Source organism: Aestuariibius sp. HNIBRBA575, assembly GCF_040932005.1.
Taxonomy (GTDB): Bacteria; Pseudomonadota; Alphaproteobacteria; order Rhodobacterales; family Rhodobacteraceae; genus CANLNM01.
The window spans coordinates 3,272,742-3,295,614 of the sequence record NZ_CP162414.1 but is presented as its reverse complement, the minus strand read 5'-3'; the positions used below and the strand labels follow the sequence as shown (position 1 = coordinate 3,295,614).

Below are 22,873 nucleotides of genomic sequence, written 5' to 3'. Positions count from 1 at the left end.
GAAACATGGCAGAGCCCAAGAGCGACGAACAATTTATGGAAGATATTGCCGCAGAAATGCGTGGGGATATCGAACCCGAAGACGGTGTAGTTGAACTGCAAGACGCGCCAAGCCCCGAGCTTGATGCGCTGATCGCAGAACGCGATGAGCTGAAAGATCGGTTCATCCGGTCACTGGCTGATCTGGAAAACACGCGCAAACGCGCGGATCGTGATCGCCGCGAGGCAGAAAATTACGGTGGGACCAAATTGGCCCGCGATCTGCTGCCGGTTTATGACAACCTGCAACGGGCGCTCGATTCCGCTAAGGAAAGCGACAAAGAGCAATCCGCCGCGCTGTTGGAAGGTGTTGAACTGACCATGCGCGAATTGATCAACGTGTTTAAGAAACACGGGATCGAGCCAATTGTGCCAGAAGTGGGCGATCGTTTTGATCCACAACAGCACCAAGCCATGTTCGAAGCACCGGTTCCCGGAACCAAAGCTGGCGACATCATTCAGGTGATGGCGCAGGGCTTTATGATTCAGGACCGTTTGTTGCGTCCGGCTCAGGTCGGTGTCAGCTCGACCCCCGCATCCTAAAGCAGATCTTTGAGATCATAGATGAGCTGAATGGCCTCTCTTGGCGACAGCTCATCTGGCAAAATATCCTTCAGCCGATCTTCGACCTCTGATGTATGAGAGGCAACCGGCTGAGGGGCTGATGACATCGCAGCAAATAGCGGCAGGTCATCGATCAAGGTTTCACGTGACGCTTCTCCGCGCTGTTCACCTTTTTCCAACGCTTCCAAAACAATCCGGGCCCGCTCCACCACTTTGGTTGGCAGGCCCGCCAATCGGGCCACCTGCACACCATAGCTGCGATCGGCTGTACCCAGTCGCACTTCGTGCAGGAAAATCACGTCTCCGTCCCATTCTTTGACGGCAACGGTGGAATTTTCGACATTGTCCAACTTGCCCGCCAGTGCAGACATTTCGTGATAATGCGTGGCGAACAACGCCCGGCATCGGTTCACGTCATGCAAATGTTCCAACGTGGCCCATGCGATTGACAGCCCGTCATAAGTCGCCGTTCCGCGGCCGATTTCGTCCAAAATGACCAAAGCGCGATCATCTGCCTGGTTCAAAATCGCCGCTGTTTCCACCATTTCGACCATAAAGGTCGATCGTCCACGTGCCAGATCATCAGACGCGCCCACGCGGCTGAACACTTGGCTGACCAAACCAATTTTGGCGGACGCAGCCGGGACAAATCCGCCCATTTGCGCCAAAACAGCGATCAATGCGTTCTGTCGCAAATAGGTCGATTTACCCGCCATATTGGGACCGGTCAGCAGATGAATCGATGCCTCTGACAGGTTACAATCATTGGCAACAAACGGGTTTCCGGCCTGACGTAGAGCCTGTTCCACCACGGGATGACGACCAGACCGAATGTCAAAGTCGCGCCCATCGGTAATCTCAGGTCGGGTCCAATTTCGATCCTGCGCCAAAACCGCCAAACCAGTGGCCAAATCAAATTCAGCCAAGGCCGTCGCCAGGGCCGACAATACCGGTGCTTGCTCCACTATTTGTGATTTTAGGCCTGCATAGAGACTGTTTTCAATCTCAAGCACCCGCCCGCCCGCGTTCAAAATCTTTGTCTCAAGCTCGCTCAGCTCAACCGTTGTGAACCGGACCTGATTGGCGGTGGTTTGTCGGTGAATGAACGTTTCGGACAGCGGTTCTGACAGCATTTTGTCCGCATGGGTTGCGGTCGTTTCGATGAAATAGCCCAGTACATTGTTGTGCTTGATCTTTAGCGCGGAAACCCCTGACATTTCGGAATATTTCGCCTGCAAGGACGCTATGACAGACCGGCCTTCGTCACGTAGCTTGCGTACTTCATCCAGCTCGGAATTATACCCTTGGGCGATGAACCCGCCATCACGCGCCAACAAAGGCGGCTCTGCAACCAATGCCGATTCCAGCAATTTCCTCAGATCGTCATGACCCACCAAATCCGCCGAAGATTTGGCCAGCAATGCGGGCAATTCCACCTCAGACGTGAGCAATGCCAATGTTGCGGCTTGGGCCAATGTGTTTCGGATCGATGTCATATCGCGCGGACCGCCACGATCCAGCGCCAGACGTGACAGAGATCGATCAATATCGGCCACTTCGCGCAAGGCGCTGCGCATTTCGTGACCCAGTCCCTGCTGATCGACAAAAAACGCAACCGCATCTTGGCGATCTAGGATCACTGATTTGGCGCGGCTCGGGGCCGCCAATCGGCGTTCCAACAATCGCGCACCGGGTGCTGTGACTGTGTGGTCAATACAGTGCAACAATGACCCGTTTCGCCCACCCGTCATCGAATGGGTCAATTCCAACGAACGACGTGTTGCTGCATCAATTTGCATCGCGGCATTTGCCTGTTCCCGAACAGGGGGACGCAGCAGGGGCAGATTGCCCTTTTGCGTGACCTCTAGATAATCCACCAGCGCGGCGAGAGCCGAAATTTCGACCTGTGAAAACGTGCCAAACGCATCCAGCGACCCAACACGATAGAGATCACAAAGACGCTGTTTACCGTTTGTACTGTCAAAGGCGGACCCACCACGAACCGTGACAGAGGATCCAATTTCAGACACTAATTCACCGTAATTTTGATCTGACGCATCGCTGAGCAACACTTCGCGTGGGGTCAAACGCGCAAGTTCGGGTCCAAGGTGTAGTGGCGAACAGGGCATAACAGACAAAGTCCCGGTGGATATATCAACCCAAGCCAGCGCGCCTTCGTCGCGGATCAGGGAAAACGCCGCCAGATAGTTATGGCGGCGCGCATCCAGCAGGGATTCTTCGGTCAATGTGCCGGGTGTTACCAGCCGCACCACATCGCGTTTCACCACGGATTTCGACCCGCGCTTTTTCGCTTCGGCGGGGCTTTCCATTTGTTCACAAACAGCGACGCGGAACCCTTTGCGGATCAGCGTCAACAGATACCGTTCAGCGGCATGAACCGGAACGCCGCACATCGGGATGTCGGCGCCTTGGTGTTTGCCGCGTTTGGTCAGGGCAATATCCAATGCCTCAGCAGCGGCCACAGCATCCTCAAAGAACATTTCATAGAAATCCCCCATGCGATAAAACAGCATGGCGTCGGGATAGCCCGATTTAAGATCAAGAAATTGCGCCATCATTGGCGTGACGCTGTCTGTCTTTGTGCTCATTGCGATCCCCTGGTTCCGATCCGCACATTACAAAGCCAATGTTAGCGACGAAAGTCGAAAACGTAGACATTGCAGCCCCTACCAACAACCCGGTATGCGTGTCAGGTGCAAGAGGAGATAAATCATGGCCAAGACGCGGGTAACACGCGAAGACGCGCTGCAATTTCATTTGGAACCGACACCAGGAAAGTGGGAGGTGCAAGCCACCGTTCCTATGATGACACAGCGCGACCTGTCGCTGGCCTATTCCCCCGGCGTTGCGGTGCCTTGCGAAGATATCGCTGAAAATCCCGAACTGGCCTATGATTACACCAACAAAGGCAACTTGGTTGCAGTGATTTCAAACGGCACGGCCGTGTTGGGGTTGGGCAATCTGGGCGCGCTGGGCAGTAAACCCGTGATGGAAGGCAAGGCCGTCCTGTTCAAACGTTTTGCTGATGTGAATTCGATCGACATCGAATTGGACACCGAAGACGCGGATAAATTCTGCGAAGCGGTGCGTTTGATGGGGCCAACCTTTGGTGGGATCAATCTAGAAGACATCAAAGCGCCGGAATGCTTCATCATTGAGCAGCGTTTGAAAGAGGAAATGGACATTCCCGTGTTCCACGATGATCAGCATGGCACAGCTGTGATTTGCGCGGCGGGTCTGATCAATGCGTTGCACATTTCCGGCAAAAAGATCGAAGACGTGAAAATCGTTTTGAACGGGGCTGGTGCGGCGGGGATTGCCTGTATTGAACTGCTGAAAGCGATGGGTGCGAAACACGAACATTGCATTATTTGTGACACCAAAGGTGTGATTTACCAGGGTCGCACCGAAGGTATGAACCAATGGAAATCCGCCCATGCGGTCAACACCGAATTGCGCAGCCTAGAAGAGGCGATGATCGGCGCAGATGTGTTCCTTGGTGTATCCGCCAAAGGTGCTGTGACCCAAGACATGGTCGAAGCCATGGCCGACAATCCGGTGATTTTTGCAATGGCCAACCCCGATCCGGAAATCACCCCAGAAGAGGCGCATGCCGTTCGGGTTGACGCAATTGTTGCCACGGGCCGGTCCGATTATCCTAACCAAGTGAACAACGTCTTGGGTTTCCCTTACTTGTTCCGCGGCGCGCTGGATATCCACGCCCGCGCCATCAACGATGAGATGAAAATCGCCTGCGCCCGCGCCTTGGCTGAACTGGCACGCGAAGACGTCCCAGACGAGGTGGCCGTGGCCTATGGGACCAAACTGACCTTTGGCCGGGATTACATCATCCCAACCCCGTTTGATCCACGTCTGATCCACCGCATTCCCACCGCCGTTGCACAGGCGGGCATGGATACTGGCGTAGCGCGTCGCCCCATTGTCGACATGGAGGGATATGAACTGTCGCTGAAAACACGGATGGATCCAACGGCATCGATCCTGCGCGGCCTAAATTCCCGTGCCCGTGCCGCGCAATCTACTGTGGTATTCGCCGAGGGTGACGATCCACGGGTGCTGCGTGCTGCGGTTCTGTATCAACGGTCCGGCTTGGGCAAAGCGCTGGTTGTTGGTCGCGAAGAAGAAGTGCGCGAAAAACTGACCGCCGAAGGTTTGGGGGACGCTGTGCGCGAACTCGAAGTGGTGAATGCGGGCAATTCGCAGCATTTGGCACAGTACAAAGACTTCCTTTATGAACGCCTGCAACGCAAGGGATATGACCGTCAGGATATTCACCGTTTGGCTGCGCGCGACCGCCATGTGTTTTCATCCCTGATGCTGGCCCATGGTCACGTGGACGGAATGGTTACAGGCGCGACCCGCAAATCGGCCCATGTGTTGGAACTGATCAATCATGTGTTTGATGCTGGTCCACATGATGGCGCGGTTGGGGTGTCGGCCCTGCTGCACAAAGGCAAAATCGTTTTGATCGCGGATACTTTGGTCCATGAATGGCCCGACGAAAACGATCTGGCCGATATCGCTGAACGCGGCGCCGAAGTGGCCAAAGCGCTAGGCCTGACGCCACGGGTTGCGTTTGTCAGCTTCTCGACCTTTGGCTATCCGGTGTCTGAACGGGCCGAAAAGATGCATATCGCACCCGAAATTCTGGACCGGCGTGGCGTTGATTTCGAATACGAAGGTGAAATGAACGTCGATGTTGCATTGAACCCCGACGCCGCCGCGGCCTATCCGTTTTCGCGACTGACAGGACCGGCCAATGTGTTGGTTGTGCCTGCGCGTCATTCGGCGTCGATTTCGGTGAAACTGATGCAGGAAATGGCCGGCGCGACGGTTATCGGCCCAATCCTTGCGGGGATCGACAAGCCGATCCAGATTTGTTCCACTGTGTCCACGGTCAACGACATCCTGAACATGGCCGTGATTGCGGCATGTAAGGTTGGCTAATGACGATTTGGAACCTCGGTTCGATAAACCAAGATATCGTGTATTCGGTGCCGCATATTCCGGCGCCGGGTGAAACGCTGGCATCGACCAAACGCGATGTGTTTATGGGCGGCAAAGGGGCAAATATGTCCGTGGCCGCTGCCCGGGCTGGCGCGCAGGTCAAACATATCGGTGCGGTTGGGGTTGATGGACGCTGGGCGGTGGATCGGCTGACGGAATATGGGGTCGATACCCGGTTCATCGCGCAGGTTGACACACATACGGCGCAGGCCATCATTGCCGTTGATCCTCAGGGTGAAAACGCGATCATCCTTGATCCCGGGGCAAATGATGCAATCCCGATCAACCTGATGCGCAGCGCGATTGGGTCTGCTGAACGTGGTGACTGGCTGATCTGTCAGAACGAAACCTGTTTGCAGGTCGAAACCGCAAAATTGGCCCATGAACTGGGACTAAAGGTGGCCTATGCGGCCGCGCCTTTTGATGCGGACCAAGTGCGTGCTGTTCTGCCTTATCTGGATTTCCTGATCATGAACGCGGTTGAGATGGAACAATTGTTTCAATCAACAGGGCTGAACGTCGCGGATTTGGGCGTCGAAACCGTGATTGTCACGACCGGCGGCGATGGCGGGTTTGTGTTTTTGCAACAAAACGACTGGGACGCGCAGGAATATCAGGCCATTCCCGTCGATGCTGTGGACACAACGGGCGCTGGGGATACGTTCACTGGCTACGTTCTGGCGGGGCTGGATCGCGGATTACCGCTATGGGATGCGGTTGATTTGGCGACCCGGGCTGGGGCACTGATGGTGATGCGTCATGGCACGGCGGACGTGATCCCGGACCTCAAAGAAGTCCGGGCGTTTAAGCCTTAGTGGTTATCGACAAAGGGTGCGTTATTGCCCCAGAGCTGACGCACACGTGCATCCCGGCCACAGCCTTCACGATAGAATTTATACGCCTCTGATTGGCGTTTTGGGCCAGCACGGGTCACCACGATATTGCGACCCTCATAGTAGTCTTGGTGGTAATCCTCTGCGTCATAAAAATGGCTGGCAGACAGAATAGGGGTCACGATGCGTTGCCCCAATTCTGATTGCGCAGCTGACAGAGCAGCCTCTGCTTGGGCCTGTTGCGCTGAATTAGAGACGAATATAGCCGTGCGATAGCTGTCACCGCGATCACAGAATTGACCGCCCGCATCCGTGGGATCGACGGACCGGAAAAACAGATCCAGCAATTGGCGATAGCTGACGCGATCTGCGTCATAGGTGATTTCCACAGCTTCGTAATGCCCTGTACCGCCGCGGGTCACCTGACGATAGGTTGGGTTTTCAGTGGATCCACCGGTGTAGCCAGACACCGCTTCGATCACGCCTGTGACGCTTTCAAAATCGCTTTCGACGCACCAGAAACAACCGCCTGCAACCACCATGGTCTGAACGTCGCGCGCCTGCGCCTGTCCACATTGCATTGCAACCCCGATCGCAATCGCGGCACCCAGCATATAGGGTTTAAAAGTCGACAAAGAAAACTGCATGATGAACTCCTTTTGGACGATCCTTGGGGATTCTTCGCAGATTACGCAACTCACCGGCGCGTGAACTCACGTCTTGTTTACCAACTGGAACAATTGAAATCAGGACTTTAGCAGGTCGCCCAGCTTCATTGCGACGCCCACATTGCCGGACACTTTTAGCTTGCCCATCATCACACCGGTCATCGGGTTCAGTTTACCGGCCAGCAATTTGTGCAAGTTTCCAGCGGATATTTTGATCGTGCAATCGGTTTCCCGATCCTGTCCCGACGCGGTGCCATCCGCCAGAACGATCACGCCATCCGCGCCGCAATCGAATTTCAACGATCCGTCAAACGGACGTGTGGACAGGCCCTTTTGCAGTTTGGGCAGTAGGTCAGTTAGGGTCATGATGTCCTCGAAATAAAAATGCCCCCCAGCGATAGGGAGGCATTTGAATTTCAACAACACTTACGTTGGGGCGTTTAGTCCAAACGACGTTTGCGATCAGCCAGCAGTTTCAGACGCAATGCGTTCAACTGAATAAAACCCTGCGCGTCCGCTTGATCATAGGCGCCCAGATCGTCTTCGAAGGTGACGTGCTCTTCTGAATAGAGGCTGTGATCGGACCAACGTGCAACAGTGCGCGCCGCACCTTTGTAAAGCTTAACCCGAACGGTGCCGGTCACGTGCTCTTGGGATTTGTCGATCAGGGCCTGTAGCATTTCACGCTCTGGCGAATACCAGAATCCGTTATAGATCAGCTCTGCGTAGCGCGGCATGATCGAATCTTTCAGATGACCAGCGCCGCTGTCCAGGGTGATCTGTTCGATGCCGCGATGCGCCTCTAGCAGAACCGTACCGCCGGGCGTTTCATAGATGCCGCGGGATTTCATGCCAACAAACCGGTTTTCCACCAGATCAAGCCGACCGATACCGTGTTTGCCACCCAGTTCGTTCAACTTGGTCAGGATGGTCGCGGGGGACATCGCTTCGCCATTGATCGCAACTGCGTCCCCTTTTTCAAAGGTCACTTCGATCATTTCTGGCGTGTCTGGCGCGTCCTCAACGGCGACGGTCCGCTGGTGCACATATTCTGGCGCTTCTTCTGCGGGATCTTCCAGAACTTTGCCTTCGGACGATGTGTGCAGCAGGTTGGCATCCACACTAAACGGTGCTTCGCCGCGTTTATCTTTGGCGATCGGGATCTGATGTTTCTCAGCGAAATCAATCAGTTTGGTTCGGCTGGACAGGTCCCATTCACGCCAAGGCGCAACCACAGCGATGTCAGGGTTCAGGGCGTAACAGGCCAGTTCGAACCGAACCTGATCGTTGCCTTTGCCGGTGGCGCCATGGGACACGGCGTCGGCACCTGTGGCCTGAGCGATTTCAACCAGACGTTTGGAAATCAGCGGACGTGCGATGGATGTGCCCAGCAGATACAGACCCTCGTACAGGGCGTTGGCGCGGAACATTGGGAACACAAAGTCGCGCACGAACTCTTCGCGCAGGTCTTCGATGTAAATCTCAGACGCGCCCATCATCTCGGCTTTTTTGCGTGCTGGTTCCAACTCTTCGCCCTGACCAAGGTCAGCGGTAAAGGTGACAACTTCGCAACCGTATTCGGTTTGAAGCCATTTCAAAATGATCGACGTATCAAGCCCACCTGAATAGGCGAGGACGACTTTTTTAGGCGCGGACATCGCAGGTCTCCGTTCAATGACGAAAGGGGCCTAACGGGTTTTGGGGCGCGGGGCAAGATGGGCGTTGAATCATTGCGGTCTGCAATGCCATAAGTCCGAAAGAATTACTGAGATTGGTATGGGTTGGAAGCTATTTAAACACGCATTTCAAATGGTCACAGGAAACTTGCACGCAGCACTCAGAGCAACCTTGGTTCCGATGTTGATTTTAGCAGGGATGTTTGTTCTCATCATAATGGGTTGGGACCAATCGCTTGGTCAACCTTCGCCTGTGCTACTCTTTCTGGTCCCGGCAATCTTGATAATGTGTATTGTCTTGTTTCCCTTGATCGCGATCACCTGGCATCGGTATGTTTTAAAAGAAGAGTTTCCCAGATGGATTCCGCGTTTGGGTGACAAACGCATCGGCGCCTATTTTTGGACCTCGGTTTTGATCGGTCTTATTCTGATGATCCCGTCTATGATAATTTCGACAATTGTTAGCGCATTGTTTTGGGCATCGTTAGAAGAAGCGGCCCTGAACGGGCAACAAGATATCCTGCAATTCAGCATAAGTGGGGTGCTCGCGGGTATCTTAATGGGAACGCTTGCTGGATTTTTATGGATGCGTTGCGCGTTGTGTCTGCCTGCCATCGCGCTGAATGAGGACGAAAATTTTGGTATCGGCGCTTCGTGGAGCAAAACTTCTGGGGTCAGCAAGGACGTCCTTGTATTTGCGTTTTTCCTTGCCGTTCTGAATGTCGCCGCGAGCTTTGTACCAATAATGATTGGTCAGGTTGTTGTGCGGGACATTCTTAGCATTGTTATCAACTGGTTTACGTTCATGATTGGCCTCAGTGCATTGACAACTTTGTATGGTCATCTCGTCGAGAAGAGACCGCTGATCGACTAGATCACGCGTTGCAAAAAATGACGATCCCCGGAATTGGCAAGCTGTGTTAGCGCTTCTTCTGGGGATAGCCACAACGCCGTGTGATGGGATTCCAACGGGTCGGAATGTTTGCGCACGGGCAGGGCCGTGTAAATGTGGCACACTTTTTGCGCCCACAGGTCATATTCCGCCATATAGCAGAACCGTGTATAGGTCCCAACTTTGCGCGGGGTGGCGATTTTCCAGCCGGTTTCTTCAAACACTTCGCGGTGCAGGGCGGCAATTGGGTTTTCTCCGGGATCAATTCCGCCACCGGGCAGCTGCACTTCCCAATCTTCCAGCCGTTCCAGCGTGCACAGCAAGCCACCCCATTTGGGCAAAATCGCATAGGCCCCCGGCCGGATCGTGTATTTTTGACCGCTCTTGACGGCCTCTCCAAAACGTCTCATGACACTCGCCCCCTTGGACCACGACTTGCCGCACCTATATGGACGCGGTATGCCAATCCTGAACTGGTTAGGAAACCCTATGAATCTGGGATCGCAAATTGCTTGGGACGACACTGTGTTGCCGTTTCAGTTGGACGCTTCTGATATCCGTGGCCGCGTGGCGCGGTTGGATGGCGTATTGGATCAAGTGCTGGAGCAGCACAATTACCCCCCCGTCGTCGAAGCATTGGTTGCTGAAATGGCGCTGCTGACGGCGCTGATTGGTCAAACGATCAAACTGCGGTGGAAACTGTCATTGCAGGTGCGTGGTGATGGTGGCGCGCGGATTATCGCGACCGATTATTATGGCCCAACCGAGGATGGTAAACCTGCGCGCATCCGCGCCTATGCATCCTATGATGCAGAGCGTTTGCTAAATTCCGGCACGCCGTTTGACGAAATCGGCAAGGGTTATTTTGCTATTCTGATCGACCAAGGCGAAGGCAACACACCCTATCAGGGCATCACGCCAATTGCGGGTGGATCGCTGACCGCCTGTGCGGAAACCTATTTCGCGCAATCGGAACAATTGCCGACTCGGTTCCAATTGTCGTTTGGCAAATCGACCTTAGCGGGCGGCGTCGAAAGCTGGCGGGCAGGCGGTGTTATGCTGCAACAAATGCCCAAAGCATCGCCTTTGGCCAACAAAGAAGAGCCAACCGGCGAAGAGGGGCTGTTGGCTGCCACGGATATTTTGGACGAAGCAGAAGGCGAAAACTGGACGCGTGCAAATACCTTGCTGGATACGGTCGAAGATTTGGAACTGGTGGGCCCATCGGTTCAACCGTCTGAGTTGCTGGTCCGGTTGTTTCATGAGGAAAAGCCACGTGTCTTTGATGCCCAAAGCGTCAAATTCGGCTGTTCCTGTTCGCCCGCGCGTGTACGCGAAAGCCTGTCGATCTATTCGGCCAAGGACATCGCGCATATGACCACCAAAGAGGGCACCGTTACCGCCGATTGTCAGTTTTGTGGGTCCCATTATGTGTTCGAACCCGAAACATTGGGGTTCGAAGCCACCAAGACGGCCAATGACGAAGCCTGATCTACGATCAACCCTCCTCGCGGCCTTGAACCAAGGCGGCGGGGAATCCTCAGATTTTGATCTGAACCCCGACGTAACATTGCCTGAAGATCGCGTGTTGCGTCCCGCCGCCGTTCTGATTGGCGTGACCGAAGATGCACGTGTCATCCTAACCAAACGGTCCGCCCGTTTGAAACATCACCCCGGTCAGATCGCCTTTCCGGGGGGCAAGATGGATGACGCGGACATCGATCTGGCCGACACGGCCCTGCGCGAAGCCAACGAAGAAATTGGCCTGCCGCGACATCAGGTCGAAATCCTTGGACAATTGCCCGCCCATGAAACTGTGACCCGGTTTAGTGCCACACCTGTCGTGGGTTTGATCCACGGGGAATTCACCATTCAAGCTGAGCAAGGCGAAGTGGCCGAAGTGTTTTCGGTGCCCCTGAAAAACGTCACTAATCCAGCGGAATTCCATGTCGAACGTCGTCGTTGGCAGGGAAAATGGCGGCACTATTACACGGTCCCATTTGGTCCTTATTACATTTGGGGCGCCACGGCACGAATGCTGCACGGGCTTGCGGATCGGATGAACGCATGACCCAAATCACGGCGGAATGGCTCACCTCTGACACGTCGCAGCGCGTCTGCGCAATGCTGGAAAACGCAGGATATCAGGCGTGGTTTGTCGGCGGCTGTGTGCGCAATGCGCTGTTGGGTGAGCCGGTCAATGATCTGGATATATCGACCGATGCCCATCCCGAAACGGTGATTAAACTGGCGCAAAGCGCTGGGTTCAACGCGGTACCGACGGGTATAGATCACGGCACAATCACCGTAATTGCAAACCATATCCCTTATGAAATTACGACCTTTCGTCGGGATGTCGAAACGGATGGGCGGCGTGCTGTCGTCGCATTTGCCAAAACCCTGACAGAGGATGCGCATCGTCGCGATTTTACGATGAACGCGCTTTATGCTGACGCGCGTGGACAAATTGCCGATCCACTGGACGGCATACCCGACCTGAATGCGCGGATTTTCCGGTTTATCGACGATCCAAACGCCCGCATTCGAGAGGATTATCTACGCATTCTGCGGTTTTTCCGGTTTCACGCATGGTATGGTGATCCGGGCGCAGGGCTGGACCCTGATGGGCTGGCTGCTTGCGCCGAACATGTCGAAGGGATCGCCAAATTATCCAAGGAACGGATCGGAGCCGAGCTTCGAAAGCTGTTCCTGGCCAAGGATCCAGCGCCGGCGACCGCTTCTATGGCGGCTTGTGGTGCGCTGATGCAGGCCCTACCCGGGGCGGCGCCTGACCTATTGGCCGTCCTTGTTCATGTGGAACAGCAGGCTGAAATTGGCCCTGACTGGATACGTCGTCTGGCCATCATCGGCGGACAAGATGTGACACTAAACCTGCGTTTATCGCGAAAAGAGGCCAAAAACCTGAGCGTAATTCAGGGCGGTTTAGGCGCGATGCAATCCGCGATGGAACTGGGGTACAGGCATGGCGCAGACCGGGCGATTGACATATTGCTCATCCGTGCGGCGATGTCAGGCCAAGAGGTTCAGCCCGATCTGATTGAAGAGGCGAAACTGGGTGCCGCGCAGGTTTTTCCGCTGGTTGCTGCGGACCTGCCAAGTTCCTTAAAGGGGCCAGAAATCGGCGATACTCTCAGACGGGCGGAACAGGCATGGATCGCGTCAGGCATGTCGCTGGATAAAACGACGCTTCTGTCAAATACCTGAGGTTCAGGTTAAGCGATAACTGCGCTATGAATTGATCCGAGAGGATCGTTCCAGTGTTTAAGTATTTTGAAAACCTCATTGACCCATTCGAAGACTATTCAGCGATAGATTCACCACCCAAAAAGCTGTGGCCATTTTTGCGCAGCTACATGAAGCCCTTTCGCAAAGTGTTTTGGGCCACCGGGGTGATGTCCGTGATCGTTGCCGGCGTTGAGCTGTGGCTGATTTGGTATCTGGGCCGCATGGTTGATCTGCTGTCCGTTGGGGACCCCGGCAATATCTGGGCCAATCACGGGACAGAATTTATTCTGGTGGCTCTTTTCATTCTGTTTTTGCGCCCGTTGTTGCAAATCGTCGATGTGGGATTGCTGAACAATGCGATTTTGCCGAATTTTGGCACGATCGTACGTTGGCGCGCGCATAAACATGTTCTGCGTCAGTCCGTGGGGTGGTTCGAAGAGGATTTTGCCGGGCGCATTGCCAATCGGATTATGCAAACGCCGCCCGCCGCAGGCGAGGTGATTTTTCAGCTGTTCGATGCGGTGACCTTTGCCACAGCCTACGTCATCGGCGCAGCGGTTTTGCTGGCGGGTGCTGACCCTCGTTTGATGATCCCAATGATGATCTGGCTTGGGTTTTACTTTTTGTTAATGCGGTGGACGATCAAACGGGTTGGTCCTGCATCCAAGGCTGCGTCCGATGCGCGATCCGAAGTGACGGGCCGTGTTGTGGACAGCTATTCCAACATCCATTCTGTCAAAATGTTCGCCCATCATGACCAAGAATTGGATTATGCACGCGAAGCGATCGAAAAAACGAGATCAACATTCCAAGCGGAAATGCGGCTTTATACGATCATGGATGTGGTTCTGGTATTTTTGAACGGGCTCTTGATCCTTGGTGTCGTGGGGTGGGCGATGTGGCTCTATTTCGGCGGAAATGCGACTGTTGGGATCGTTGCGGCTGCGACTTCGCTGACTTTGCGCCTAAACGCGATGACGGGGTGGATCATGTGGGCGGTGACAAATCTGTTCCAGAATTTGGGTATCGTGTCCGAAGGGATGGAAACCATTTCGCAGCCCATCACGCTGTTGGATCAAAACAGTGCCCAGCCTTTGCCAGCGGGGCCCGGTGCGATTGAGATTGAACAATTGTCACATCATTATGGCAAAGGCACAGGCGGTTTGGATCAGATTAGCCTGTCGATTGCCGCCGGTGAAAAGGTCGGTTTGGTCGGGCGGTCGGGTGCCGGTAAATCGACCCTTGTTAAGCTGCTATTGCGGTTCTACGACGCTGAAACGGGCAGAATTAGGGTCGATGGGCACGATATATCCAACATCACCCAAGACAGTTTGAGACTGGCAATTGGCATGGTGCAACAGGATAGTTCGCTGCTGCATAGATCTGTGCGTGCGAACATTTTGTATGGCCGCCCAGATGCAACCGAGGACGACATCATTGCCGCCGCCAAACGGGCCGAGGCGCATGATTTCATCATGACCCTTCAGGATAGCAAAGGCGGTCGGGGTTATGACGCTCAGGTCGGTGAGCGGGGTGTCAAACTGTCGGGCGGGCAACGCCAGCGGATCGCGATTGCGCGTGTGTTACTAAAAGACGCCCCGATCTTGTTACTGGACGAAGCGACATCGGCGCTGGATTCCGAAGTGGAAGCAGCCATTCAAGACACGCTTTATGGATTGATGGAGGGCAAAACCGTGATTGCGATTGCGCATCGGTTGTCGACGATTGCCCGTATGGACCGGATCGTTGTCATGGACCAAGGGCGCATCATTGAACAAGGCACCCATCAGGAATTGCTGCAGTTGAACGGGCAATATGCCGGGTTCTGGAACCGTCAGTCAGGCGGGTTCTTAGGGGCCGAAGAGGAAGCGGAATGAGTATTGAGGCAAGCCGGTTTGCAAAATGGGCCGGAAACTTAGCTGATCCTGAACAACCCGCGAAAACGCCGCCACCCCGCACGCTGGTTGCGTTTATTCTATGGTCGATGCAGGGGCTTTGGCTGGTTCTGGCGTTTGCTTGTGTTGGGTTTATGTTTGGCGGCGCGACGGAATCGTTGATGATGTACGCGCTGGGCCGCATAATTGATGCCACAGCCATGGGACCGGATGGGTTTTGGTCGCAAAACCTGGGCCTGATCATTGCGGCGGTGTTTTTGGTGATGGTCCTGCGGCCTTTGGCCTTTACCACTGCGTCGATCATGCAGAGCATCGCACTGGCCCCAAATCTGCACAATCAGGTCCTTTTGCGCCTGAATAGATACGCATCTGGCCATTCGGTGACGTTCTTTGACAACGATTTTGCTGGGCGTTTGGCGCAAAAGAAAATGCAGACCGCATCGGCCACAACCCAAGTGGTCACAGATGCGGTCAACGTGATTGTCTTTGCGTTTTCATCCGCGCTGGGCATGGTTTTGCTCAGTGGGGCAGTGTCCGCGCAGCTGGGCGTGACGGTGGTGATTTGGATTGTCCTTTATCTGCTGACATTGCGGTATTTCCTGCCGCGTGTGCGTGCGCGGTCCAAAACCCGCGCAAATGCCCGTGCCGCGGTGACGGGCCAGATTGTTGACACTGTGACCAACATCAAGACGGTCAAATTGTTTGCGCGTGACGACCACGAAGATCGCGGCACGGTTGATGCCGCTATGTCGTTTCGAAATGCGGCGATCACATGGGCCGAAATGGCCGTTGGCATGCGTGGTGCAATGATAACAATCGCGGGGATTCTGCCGGTTGCGATGATTTGGCAGGGATTGCTGTTATGGCAATCCGGTGCGGCAAGTTCAGGTGATCTGGCGGCCATCGGCGCAATGTCGATCCGACTAAGCCAGATGACCGGCTTTGTCAGTTGGACATTGATGTCGATCTATGGCGCGCTGGGCGAAATAGAAGACGGGCTGCGCAGTCTGACCCCGCCGCACGAACTGGTCGATGCAAAAAACGCGACGCAATTGGACGTGACCCGGGGCGGAATCGAATTTCGCGATGTGACCTTTGCTTATGGGTCTGATGTGGGCGGCATCAAAAAAGTGTCGCTGACTATTCAGCCGGGCGAAAAACTGGGTATTGTCGGCGCGTCTGGTGCTGGGAAATCAACATTGGCGTCGCTTTTGTTGCGGCTGTACGACCCAGAACACGGCCACGTTGCCATCGATGGTCAGAACATCGCCTTGGTCACGCAAAATTCGCTGCGTCAGAAAATCGGCATGGTGACCCAAGAAACGGCGATGTTTAACCGATCTGCGCGTGACAACATCATTTATGGACGCAGCGATGCCAGCGACGCCGAAATAGAGAATGCGGTGAAACGGGCCAAGGCAGATGACTTTATCAAGGATCTGCGCGACCAAAACGGGCGTATCGGAATGGATGCGCATTTGGGCGAACGTGGGGTCAAATTGTCAGGGGGGCAACGCCAACGGATCGCGCTGGCCCGGGCAATGTTAAAGGATGCGCCAATTTTGGTGCTGGACGAAGCGACCTCTGCCTTGGATTCCGAAGTTGAGGCCGCCATCCAAGACGCGTTGAAAAATGCCATGCAAGGCAAAACCGTTGTGGCGATTGCGCACCGATTGTCGACGATTTCATCTATGGATCGCATAATCGTGCTGGATCGGGGCCACATTGTCGAAGAAGGCCGCCACGAGGACTTGCTTGCGGCGAATGGGCTGTATACCCGCTATTGGAACCGCCAATCGGGTGGGTTTATTGCCACGCAGGACGCAGCTGAATAGATGAAAATTGAAAGTTTAACACATCACGGCATGGGTCGGGCGACCGATGGCACGTTGGTTACCCGCGTTCTGGCGGGCGAAGAGATTGAGCTGTTGACCGATGGATCGGCGCGGATTTTGACGCCGTCTGCGGATCGTGTGGCAGCGCCATGCCGACATTTCAAATCCTGTGGTGGCTGTGCGATGCAACACGGGTCCGATGAATTGGTGTCGCGTTGGAAAATGGGCATCGTTGAAACGGCTTTGCGTGCGCATGGGATCGAAACCGATATTCGCGGCATTCACACGTCGCCCGCCCGATCCCGCCGTCGGGCTAAATTTTCGGGCCGTCGCACCAAAAAGGGCGCGCTGGTTGGGTTTCACGCCCGTGGATCTGACATGGTCGTCGCGGTGCCCGATTGCATGTTGCTGGTGTCGCAAATCGCTGCGGTTATCCCCGCATTAGAAGAGCTGACAATTATCGCCGCGACCCGAAAATCCGAGGTGGCATTGACTGTCACTGACACGCCCAACGGCCCGGATGTGCATGTGGGCACGGACAAGGAACTGACCGGCGAATTGCGGATTGAATTGGCCAATTTCGCCCAACGTCATAAATTGGCCCGTTTGGTTTGGGCAGATGAACCTGTGGTGACCATTTTGCCCCCGGTTCAGGTCTTTGGTGGCGCCGAAGTGGCCCCACCCCCCAGCGCATTTTTACAGGCGACCCGCGACGGTGAAGGCGCGCTGCTAGAAGCGGTGCAGGAAACCGTTGGAAAATCCAAAAAGATCGTTGATCTGTTTTCAGGGTGCGGGACATTTTCACTGCCTTTGGCCGCCAAAGCAGAGGTGCATGCCGTCGAAGGGTTTGGCCCGATGCTGGATGCATTGGATGCGGGATGGCGCCATGCAAAAGGGCTTAAGAAGGTCACAACAGAAGCGCGTGATCTGTTTCGCCGCCCCCTAGAGGTGGACGAGCTGAAAAAATATAATGCCGCGGTGATCGACCCGCCGCGTGCCGGTGCAGAGGCGCAGGTTGACCGTTTGGCCGATTGTGACATCCCGATTGTGGCGATGGTGTCGTGTAATCCTGTGACATTTGCCCGTGATGCCAAAGTGTTGCTGGACGGTGGCTATACGCTCAATTGGATAAAGGTTGTCGATCAATTTAGGTGGTCCCCGCATGTCGAACTGGCGGCGTCCTTCACGCGGTCGTGACCCGTGTTGGGGCTATGATTTAACGCCAATTTGATATATGCCCCGATCAATCAAACGGGGCACTCGGGCAGAGAAATGAAACTCGTACATTCTATTCTACTGATGGTTGCGCTTGTCCTGACGGGCTGTGCAAGCACCCAAACGGAATCCAAATTCAGGTCCTATTCGGGGCCCGAAGTCACCGCGCTTGTTTTATACAAAGAGCGGCGGATGATGTATTTGATGCACGGATCCGAAGTGTTGAAGCGGTACCGGTTTGAGCTTGGATTTGAGCCAACAGGGCACAAACAACACGAAGGCGACGGGCGCACGCCTGAAGGTGTCTATCGCATTGACCGTCGTAATCCGAATTCTCGGTTTCATCTGTCGTTAGGGATTTCTTATCCCAATACACAGGATCGGTCTGCGGCAGCTGTGCTTGGCCTGCCACCCGGCGGTGACATTTTTATCCACGGCACACCCAGCGCTTTGGTTAGAATGGTCGATTGGACGGCAGGTTGCATTGCCGTCACCAATGACGAAATGGAAGAGATTTACGCGATGGTTCAGGACGGAACCATCATCGCAATCTATCCTTGATCCTTAGCTGCCCATCACCAATGTCCACCAGATTTTGCCGGCCGGTTCCTGAAACCAGGCAAACCCCATCTGCGTGGCATTTGGGTCCAAAATTACATCGCGCGTTTCAGGCAGGTTCATCCATGCGGCCAGCGTTTCGGTTTCGTTTTCATAGGTTTCCGAAATATTTTCACCACGTAGGTCACCAGTATAGCCGACGCGGCGGACGCGATCGATCGGGGATGATGCATCAGATCCAAAATGCCATGGGCGGTTTTGAACGCTCATATCGCGGGAATGGGTTGCTGCGGCGGCATTCAACTGTGCGTTCAGTTGAACGGGTCCACGTCCGGATGCGATCCGCAAGGCATTTACCCCGTCCAGCATGCGAAACTGGACGTTCGCTGTGTCGCCGGGCGCAATTCGATATAATTGCGGCAAAGGAAGCCCATCTGGCCCCACCGGAACAGAAGGCGCGTTACAGGCTGCCAATGCAGCAGCGGAAAGCCCAAGTAGAAAGTTTCTGCGTAACATATCGCCACCCAATTCGTTAAAGTCTGTTTTTGGCTTATATCTAAGTGCGTGACCTTTCAAACCCACTTCGGCGTGAGTTTGCCCAGATGACGATGCTTTGATTTGCGACTGAGACCTTTGCGCCATAGATTGCCCCAAATCGCGCCCAATTCATCGGCGCAAGGAGTTTGTTATGACGAAAACAGCGAAACACACATTTAGTCGCCGGGGATTTATGGCAACCTCGGCCGCGGCATTGGCCGGTGGATCTGCCATGGCGCAGACAGAAAACTCGACCGAGATCGAAGGCGAGATTTCTCAGACAATTCAGCGGAATATTTCAAGTTTCCGCACATTGGACTGGCGTCCCTATTTCGACACACTGGCTGGTGGCGCTGTTTTGGTTGATCTGCAATCACGGGCCCTGCATTACTGGTCGGCGGATGAAAGCGTCTACAAACTTTACCCGTCCAGCGTGCCCCTGTCAGAGGATCTAACACGTCGCGGCCGCACCCAGGTGATTCGCAAAGTAGAGGGCCCATCATGGCGTCCGACACCCGCAATGCGGCAACGAAACCCGGAATGGCCTGAATTTATTGGCCCCGGCCCTGAAAATCCGCTTGGAACCCACGCGCTGTATCTGTCATGGCAGTATTATCGCATCCACGGGACCCACGACACGCGTAAAATTGGGCGCAGATCGTCCAATGGTTGCATTGGACTCTATAATCAGCACATCGCTGAATTGTTCAGTTTGGCGACTGTCGGGACCCAAGTGTTGCTGATTTGACCACAATTCGGCAATTTAGCGCCGGTAAAACACTTGACGCCCTTTGCATTTCAGTCGTTTGCTGGTTACACGAACACTACAAGGTTTAGTCTTGGGATTCTGCTGCCACCCTCAACCAACCCCGGCGGTAGACGTGTCTTTGGAGAATACTATGAAAAAAATCGTTCTTGCCGTTGCATTCGCTGGCGCCGCTTCAACTGCTTTTGCTGGTGGTGACACCGCGCCAATGGTTGACGTAACACCTGCTGAAATCATCGTAGCACCTGCTGCTTCTTCTTCCAGCTCCAACCTGATCGTTCCTGCGATTCTGGTTGCGCTGATCGCAGCTGCTGCCGCTGGCGGTTCCTAATAATCCTTCGCTGACAATCGTCAGTGGGATTATCTGAATTTGAGGCAAGGCTTTACGGCCTTGCCTTTTTCTTTGTCTGATCGAAAAATCAACGGATGGCTTAGTCCAGCCAGCCCATCAGGTTCTGCTGGATCACACCGCAAAGCGCGGCAATATGGGCCGGATCGTCATTCAGACAGGGCACATAGGTAAAGTTCTGCCCACCCGCATGTTCAAAACTTTCGCGGATCTCTTCGTTGATCTCTTCTAGCGTTTCGATGCAATCGGCACTAAACGCAGGGGCGCAAATCGCCAGACGTTTATTGTCTGCTGCGGCTTGGCGCGCGACCTCTTCGACGGTGTAGGGCTGCAACCATTCTTCGGACCCGAATTGAGACTGGAACGTTGTCATTATTTCAGTGTCGGCCCAGCCCAGACGTTCCTTTAGCAGGCGCGTCGTTTTCTGGCATTGGCAATGATAGGGATCGCCTTCGGTCAAATACCGCTGCGGCAGGCCGTGATAAGAACACACCAGAATGTCGGGACGTTCTTCCAGGGTTGCATATTTACGTTCAATGGATTGCGCCAATGCATCGATATAGGCGGGCTGATCGAAATAGGGCGGCACCACGCGTGCGACGGGTTGCAAACGGTTTTTCAAATCCATCAACGCCTTAAAAAACGCGTCATTTGCTGTGGCTGATGTGGCCCCCGCATATTGCGGATATAGCGGAAAAAACAGGATTTTGGTGCAGCCAGCCGCAATCATCGCATCAACCCTAGATTGGGTCGATGGATTGCCATAGCGCATGCAGTAATCAACCATCACCTGATCCCCAAAGTCAGCCTGCATTTGTGTTGCAATCGCCGCTGTCTGTTGCTTGGTGATGGTCATCAATGGTGATTCATTAGCGTCGTTGTTCCAGATCGTGCGATAGGCCGCGCCAGATGTGAACGGTCGTTTGGACAGGATCACCAGCTGCAACAGCGGTTGCCAGAACAGACGCGAATAATCGATGACACGTTTGTCAGACAGAAATTCGCTTAGATAACGACGCATTGACCAATAATCAGTTGCGTCCGGCGTACCCAAATTGGCGAGCAAAACGCCGATTTTTTGTTGTTTCACAGCGGGATGATCGGCAGGCAGATGCGATTTGGTCATTGGGTCTCTCGGTTGTTCGTGTGGTTGCACTTAACGCCTACGCGTATTTGGTCAATGTTCCGACGGGTCCAAAGGGTGTTCCTGCGTCGATAAGGCATCGGCCAGACGTTGGGATGCTGATCCGGGACGCAGGGGTTTGGGCTGACTGTCATCCGGGGCCCACCCAGTAAGCGTGACAATTTCGAACGTCGCGGGAATGCGGCCATCCTGATGGGCATGTTGCGCGTGATAAATCTGGCTTGCCTTTAGAAATACATCACGACGGGTTGGTTGACGCAGACGCCCATGCAGGGCGTTATTTTCGCCCATGGCACGTAAATCCTGCATTAGCGCAATTGGATCGGCATAGGTCACAGTGATCGGATTTGAATCCGCGACAGGCAGGTTTAGCCCGGCCCGTTGTAACAGCGCGCCCAAATCGCGGATATCGGCCATCGGCACAACACGGGGTGACAACCCACCCGTTAATTCAGATTCTGCCTGCGCCAAGGCGCTGCGCAATTCGTTTAAGGTTTGCCCGCCAAAAAGCGTGGCAATCAGCAACCCATCGGGTTTTAGCGCGCGTGCACATTGAATGAGCTGCCCGATAGGGTCGTTCGCCCAATGCAGCGCAAGCGCGTGAATGACCAGATCATGCGCGCCGGATTGCAAATCCAGAACGTCTTGGTCAGCAATAATTTTGGCCTCGGGCAGGGTATCAGCCCACAAATCCGGCCAACCCGTCACAATCGCGGGATTTCTAAAGGTTCTGTTAACCTCGATGAGTCTTTCCTGAACTTCATCAGCCATGGCCTGTTGCAAAAACAGGGCGGGCGCGGCTGCGGCGCGGCGGCGATTGCGGGTCAGGGCGATCTGGTCAGTTAATAGCGGCGGCTGTGACATAAACCCCATGTAGGAGAAACCCATGGCTTTGCAAAGTGTGATCCGCGCGATCTATCCCGCGCAATGCCTGATTTGTGACACTCTGACCGAAGAGGATTTCGCGCTGTGCGGATCCTGTTGGGCGCAAACCCCGTTTGTGACGGGGCTGGTTTGTGATGCCTGTGGCACGCCTTTGCCGGGCGAAGAGGAAGACAGCGAAGTGTTATGTGACGAATGTATGCAGATCGCCCGCCCCTGGCACAAAGGCCGCACGGCGATGCTGTATCAGGACAAAGGTCGGCATTTGACATTGGCGCTGAAACACGGCGATCGCACGGATTTATCCGGCCCGATGGGGGTATGGATGGCGCGCGTTGCCGGCCCGCTATTGTCAGACGACATGATCGTTGCGCCGGTGCCATTGCATTGGACCCGGCTGTTTCGGCGACGTTATAATCAGGCGGCCCTGTTGGCGCAGTCTGTTGCGCGTCAGTTGAATTTACCATGTCGGCCAGATGCCTTGATCCGTGTGAAACGCACCCAGAAAATGGAAAAGTTTAGCCGTGACGCCCGATTTGCGGCTCTTGATGGGGCGATATCGAACAATCCAAAGGCGTCTATTGCCAACAAATCGGTATTGTTGGTGGATGATGTGATGACAACCGGTGCGACGCTTGCGGCCTGTTGCGAGGCGCTTCATCACGCGGGGGTCACGCAAGTGTGTACTCTGACACTGGCCCGAGCGGCAAAAGATACCTAAATAGG

The 22,873-nt window shown here is 54.6% G+C and carries 22 protein-coding genes; 14 read left to right on the top strand and 8 right to left on the bottom strand.

The window, feature by feature from the left end; all coding sequences use genetic code 11:
• Window positions 1–5 precede the first annotated feature (5 nt).
• Window positions 6–581, top strand: coding sequence for a nucleotide exchange factor GrpE (locus AB1F12_RS16590; protein ID WP_368185557.1), 576 nt, complete (start codon window positions 6–8; stop codon window positions 579–581).
• Here the strand turns inward: AB1F12_RS16590 and mutS are convergent.
• Window positions 578–3,211, bottom strand: a complete 2,634-nt coding sequence (mutS, locus tag AB1F12_RS16585; protein ID WP_368185555.1) for a DNA mismatch repair protein MutS — start codon at window positions 3,209–3,211, stop codon at window positions 578–580. The genes AB1F12_RS16590 and mutS overlap by 4 nt on opposite strands.
• A gap of 124 nt (window positions 3,212–3,335) precedes the next feature.
• On the opposite strand from mutS, the gene AB1F12_RS16580 reads away from it, so the two are divergent.
• Together AB1F12_RS16580 and AB1F12_RS16575 are read left to right on the top strand one after the other, a co-directional pair.
• Entirely contained in the window at window positions 3,336–5,591 is a 2,256-nt protein-coding gene (locus AB1F12_RS16580; protein WP_368185554.1) for an NADP-dependent malic enzyme, read from the top strand.
• Window positions 5,591–6,466 (top strand): ribokinase, encoded by an 876-nt coding sequence (locus AB1F12_RS16575; RefSeq protein ID WP_368185552.1) that lies wholly within the window; start codon window positions 5,591–5,593, stop codon window positions 6,464–6,466. The genes AB1F12_RS16580 and AB1F12_RS16575 overlap by 1 nt, the downstream gene beginning before the upstream one ends.
• Here AB1F12_RS16575 and msrA read toward each other — a convergent pair.
• The 3 genes from msrA to AB1F12_RS16560 all read right to left on the bottom strand — a co-directional run bounded on the left by msrA (window position 6,463) and on the right by AB1F12_RS16560 (window position 8,810).
• Window positions 6,463–7,098: a peptide-methionine (S)-S-oxide reductase MsrA gene (msrA, locus tag AB1F12_RS16570; RefSeq protein ID WP_368188399.1), complete on the bottom strand. Its 636-nt coding sequence runs from the start codon at window positions 7,096–7,098 to the stop codon at window positions 6,463–6,465. The two genes, AB1F12_RS16575 and msrA, sit on opposite strands and share 4 nt — an antisense overlap.
• Before the next feature lie 132 nt (window positions 7,099–7,230).
• Window positions 7,231–7,518: an SCP2 sterol-binding domain-containing protein gene (locus tag AB1F12_RS16565; RefSeq protein ID WP_368185550.1), complete on the bottom strand. Its 288-nt coding sequence runs from the start codon at window positions 7,516–7,518 to the stop codon at window positions 7,231–7,233.
• Between the two features lie 74 nt (window positions 7,519–7,592).
• The gene (locus AB1F12_RS16560; protein WP_368185549.1) at window positions 7,593–8,810 is read right to left on the bottom strand and encodes an argininosuccinate synthase; all 1,218 of its coding nucleotides are present in this window, start codon (window positions 8,808–8,810) and stop codon (window positions 7,593–7,595) included.
• A gap of 118 nt (window positions 8,811–8,928) precedes the next feature.
• Here AB1F12_RS16560 and AB1F12_RS16555 point away from each other — a divergent pair, with 118 nt between their 5' ends.
• On the top strand, window positions 8,929–9,702 hold the full coding sequence (locus AB1F12_RS16555; protein ID WP_368185548.1) for a hypothetical protein: 774 nt from the start codon (window positions 8,929–8,931) through the stop codon (window positions 9,700–9,702).
• Here AB1F12_RS16555 and AB1F12_RS16550 read toward each other — a convergent pair.
• On the bottom strand, window positions 9,699–10,130 hold the full coding sequence (locus AB1F12_RS16550; protein ID WP_368185547.1) for an NUDIX domain-containing protein: 432 nt from the start codon (window positions 10,128–10,130) through the stop codon (window positions 9,699–9,701). The two genes, AB1F12_RS16555 and AB1F12_RS16550, sit on opposite strands and share 4 nt — an antisense overlap.
• Before the next feature lie 79 nt (window positions 10,131–10,209).
• Here AB1F12_RS16550 and AB1F12_RS16545 point away from each other — a divergent pair, with 79 nt between their 5' ends.
• The 7 genes from AB1F12_RS16545 to AB1F12_RS16515 all read left to right on the top strand — a co-directional run bounded on the left by AB1F12_RS16545 (window position 10,210) and on the right by AB1F12_RS16515 (window position 18,472).
• Entirely contained in the window at window positions 10,210–11,211 is a 1,002-nt protein-coding gene (locus tag AB1F12_RS16545) for an Hsp33 family molecular chaperone HslO (protein ID WP_368185545.1), read from the top strand.
• Window positions 11,198–11,791, top strand: coding sequence for a CoA pyrophosphatase (locus tag AB1F12_RS16540; protein ID WP_368185543.1), 594 nt, complete (start codon window positions 11,198–11,200; stop codon window positions 11,789–11,791). Before AB1F12_RS16545 ends, AB1F12_RS16540 begins: the two co-directional genes overlap by 14 nt.
• Window positions 11,788–12,945, top strand: a complete 1,158-nt coding sequence (locus AB1F12_RS16535) for a CCA tRNA nucleotidyltransferase (protein ID WP_368185541.1) — start codon at window positions 11,788–11,790, stop codon at window positions 12,943–12,945. The genes AB1F12_RS16540 and AB1F12_RS16535 overlap by 4 nt, the downstream gene beginning before the upstream one ends.
• Before the next feature lie 53 nt (window positions 12,946–12,998).
• The gene (locus AB1F12_RS16530; RefSeq protein WP_368185540.1) at window positions 12,999–14,843 is read left to right on the top strand and encodes an ABC transporter ATP-binding protein; all 1,845 of its coding nucleotides are present in this window, start codon (window positions 12,999–13,001) and stop codon (window positions 14,841–14,843) included.
• Window positions 14,840–16,696, top strand: a complete 1,857-nt coding sequence (locus AB1F12_RS16525) for an ABC transporter ATP-binding protein (RefSeq protein WP_368185538.1) — start codon at window positions 14,840–14,842, stop codon at window positions 16,694–16,696. Before AB1F12_RS16530 ends, AB1F12_RS16525 begins: the two co-directional genes overlap by 4 nt.
• Window positions 16,697–17,893 carry a class I SAM-dependent RNA methyltransferase gene (locus AB1F12_RS16520; protein WP_368185537.1) on the top strand — a complete coding sequence of 399 codons (1,197 nt, stop codon included), beginning with the start codon at window positions 16,697–16,699 and terminating at the stop codon, window positions 17,891–17,893.
• 75 nt (window positions 17,894–17,968) lie between these two features.
• Window positions 17,969–18,472 carry a murein L,D-transpeptidase family protein gene (locus AB1F12_RS16515; protein ID WP_368185535.1) on the top strand — a complete coding sequence of 168 codons (504 nt, stop codon included), beginning with the start codon at window positions 17,969–17,971 and terminating at the stop codon, window positions 18,470–18,472.
• Window positions 18,473–18,475: 3 nt separating this feature from the next.
• On the opposite strand, the gene AB1F12_RS16510 is transcribed toward AB1F12_RS16515, so the two are convergent.
• Complete coding sequence (locus tag AB1F12_RS16510) at window positions 18,476–18,985, bottom strand: CAP domain-containing protein (RefSeq protein WP_368185534.1); 510 nt, start codon at window positions 18,983–18,985, stop codon at window positions 18,476–18,478.
• Window positions 18,986–19,157: 172 nt separating this feature from the next.
• Between AB1F12_RS16510 and AB1F12_RS16505 the strand changes: the two genes are divergently transcribed.
• Both AB1F12_RS16505 and AB1F12_RS16500 read left to right on the top strand, forming a co-directional pair.
• Window positions 19,158–19,754, top strand: a complete 597-nt coding sequence (locus AB1F12_RS16505; protein ID WP_368185533.1) for a L,D-transpeptidase — start codon at window positions 19,158–19,160, stop codon at window positions 19,752–19,754.
• Between the two features lie 151 nt (window positions 19,755–19,905).
• A complete protein-coding gene (locus tag AB1F12_RS16500) occupies window positions 19,906–20,103 on the top strand; it encodes a hypothetical protein (protein ID WP_368185531.1) in 198 nt (65 codons plus the stop codon).
• Between the two features lie 100 nt (window positions 20,104–20,203).
• Here AB1F12_RS16500 and hemH read toward each other — a convergent pair whose 3' ends face one another.
• Both hemH and AB1F12_RS16490 read right to left on the bottom strand, forming a co-directional pair.
• On the bottom strand, window positions 20,204–21,247 hold the full coding sequence (gene hemH / locus AB1F12_RS16495) for a ferrochelatase (protein WP_368185530.1): 1,044 nt from the start codon (window positions 21,245–21,247) through the stop codon (window positions 20,204–20,206).
• Window positions 21,248–21,298: 51 nt separating this feature from the next.
• Complete coding sequence (locus tag AB1F12_RS16490) at window positions 21,299–22,129, bottom strand: methyltransferase domain-containing protein (protein WP_368185528.1); 831 nt, start codon at window positions 22,127–22,129, stop codon at window positions 21,299–21,301.
• A 22-nt stretch (window positions 22,130–22,151) separates the two neighbouring features.
• On the opposite strand from AB1F12_RS16490, the gene AB1F12_RS16485 reads away from it, so the two are divergent.
• Window positions 22,152–22,868, top strand: a complete 717-nt coding sequence (locus tag AB1F12_RS16485; RefSeq protein WP_368185526.1) for a ComF family protein — start codon at window positions 22,152–22,154, stop codon at window positions 22,866–22,868.
• Window positions 22,869–22,873 lie beyond the last annotated feature (5 nt).

What these genes read in the sequence shown, in the direction of transcription:
- AB1F12_RS16550 (WP_368185547.1), bottom strand. Translation starts at nt 10,130, where the DNA reads ATGAGACGTTTTGGAGAGGCCGTCAAGAGCGGTCAAAAATACACGATC.
- msrA (WP_368188399.1), bottom strand. Translation starts at nt 7,098, where the DNA reads ATGCTGGGTGCCGCGATTGCGATCGGGGTTGCAATGCAATGTGGACAG.
- AB1F12_RS16490 (WP_368185528.1), bottom strand. Translation starts at nt 22,129, where the DNA reads ATGTCACAGCCGCCGCTATTAACTGACCAGATCGCCCTGACCCGCAAT.
- AB1F12_RS16510 (WP_368185534.1), bottom strand. Translation starts at nt 18,985, where the DNA reads ATGTTACGCAGAAACTTTCTACTTGGGCTTTCCGCTGCTGCATTGGCA.
- AB1F12_RS16485 (WP_368185526.1), top strand. Translation starts at nt 22,152, where the DNA reads ATGGCTTTGCAAAGTGTGATCCGCGCGATCTATCCCGCGCAATGCCTG.
- AB1F12_RS16500 (WP_368185531.1), top strand. Translation starts at nt 19,906, where the DNA reads ATGAAAAAAATCGTTCTTGCCGTTGCATTCGCTGGCGCCGCTTCAACT.
- AB1F12_RS16545 (WP_368185545.1), top strand. Translation starts at nt 10,210, where the DNA reads ATGAATCTGGGATCGCAAATTGCTTGGGACGACACTGTGTTGCCGTTT.
- AB1F12_RS16560 (WP_368185549.1), bottom strand. Translation starts at nt 8,810, where the DNA reads ATGTCCGCGCCTAAAAAAGTCGTCCTCGCCTATTCAGGTGGGCTTGAT.
- AB1F12_RS16505 (WP_368185533.1), top strand. Translation starts at nt 19,158, where the DNA reads ATGACGAAAACAGCGAAACACACATTTAGTCGCCGGGGATTTATGGCA.
- AB1F12_RS16580 (WP_368185554.1), top strand. Translation starts at nt 3,336, where the DNA reads ATGGCCAAGACGCGGGTAACACGCGAAGACGCGCTGCAATTTCATTTG.
- hemH (WP_368185530.1), bottom strand. Translation starts at nt 21,247, where the DNA reads ATGACCAAATCGCATCTGCCTGCCGATCATCCCGCTGTGAAACAACAA.
- AB1F12_RS16515 (WP_368185535.1), top strand. Translation starts at nt 17,969, where the DNA reads ATGAAACTCGTACATTCTATTCTACTGATGGTTGCGCTTGTCCTGACG.
- AB1F12_RS16535 (WP_368185541.1), top strand. Translation starts at nt 11,788, where the DNA reads ATGACCCAAATCACGGCGGAATGGCTCACCTCTGACACGTCGCAGCGC.
- AB1F12_RS16575 (WP_368185552.1), top strand. Translation starts at nt 5,591, where the DNA reads ATGACGATTTGGAACCTCGGTTCGATAAACCAAGATATCGTGTATTCG.
- AB1F12_RS16590 (WP_368185557.1), top strand. Translation starts at nt 6, where the DNA reads ATGGCAGAGCCCAAGAGCGACGAACAATTTATGGAAGATATTGCCGCA.
- AB1F12_RS16565 (WP_368185550.1), bottom strand. Translation starts at nt 7,518, where the DNA reads ATGACCCTAACTGACCTACTGCCCAAACTGCAAAAGGGCCTGTCCACA.
- AB1F12_RS16555 (WP_368185548.1), top strand. Translation starts at nt 8,929, where the DNA reads ATGGGTTGGAAGCTATTTAAACACGCATTTCAAATGGTCACAGGAAAC.
- mutS (WP_368185555.1), bottom strand. Translation starts at nt 3,211, where the DNA reads ATGAGCACAAAGACAGACAGCGTCACGCCAATGATGGCGCAATTTCTT.
- AB1F12_RS16520 (WP_368185537.1), top strand. Translation starts at nt 16,697, where the DNA reads ATGAAAATTGAAAGTTTAACACATCACGGCATGGGTCGGGCGACCGAT.
- AB1F12_RS16540 (WP_368185543.1), top strand. Translation starts at nt 11,198, where the DNA reads ATGACGAAGCCTGATCTACGATCAACCCTCCTCGCGGCCTTGAACCAA.
- AB1F12_RS16525 (WP_368185538.1), top strand. Translation starts at nt 14,840, where the DNA reads ATGAGTATTGAGGCAAGCCGGTTTGCAAAATGGGCCGGAAACTTAGCT.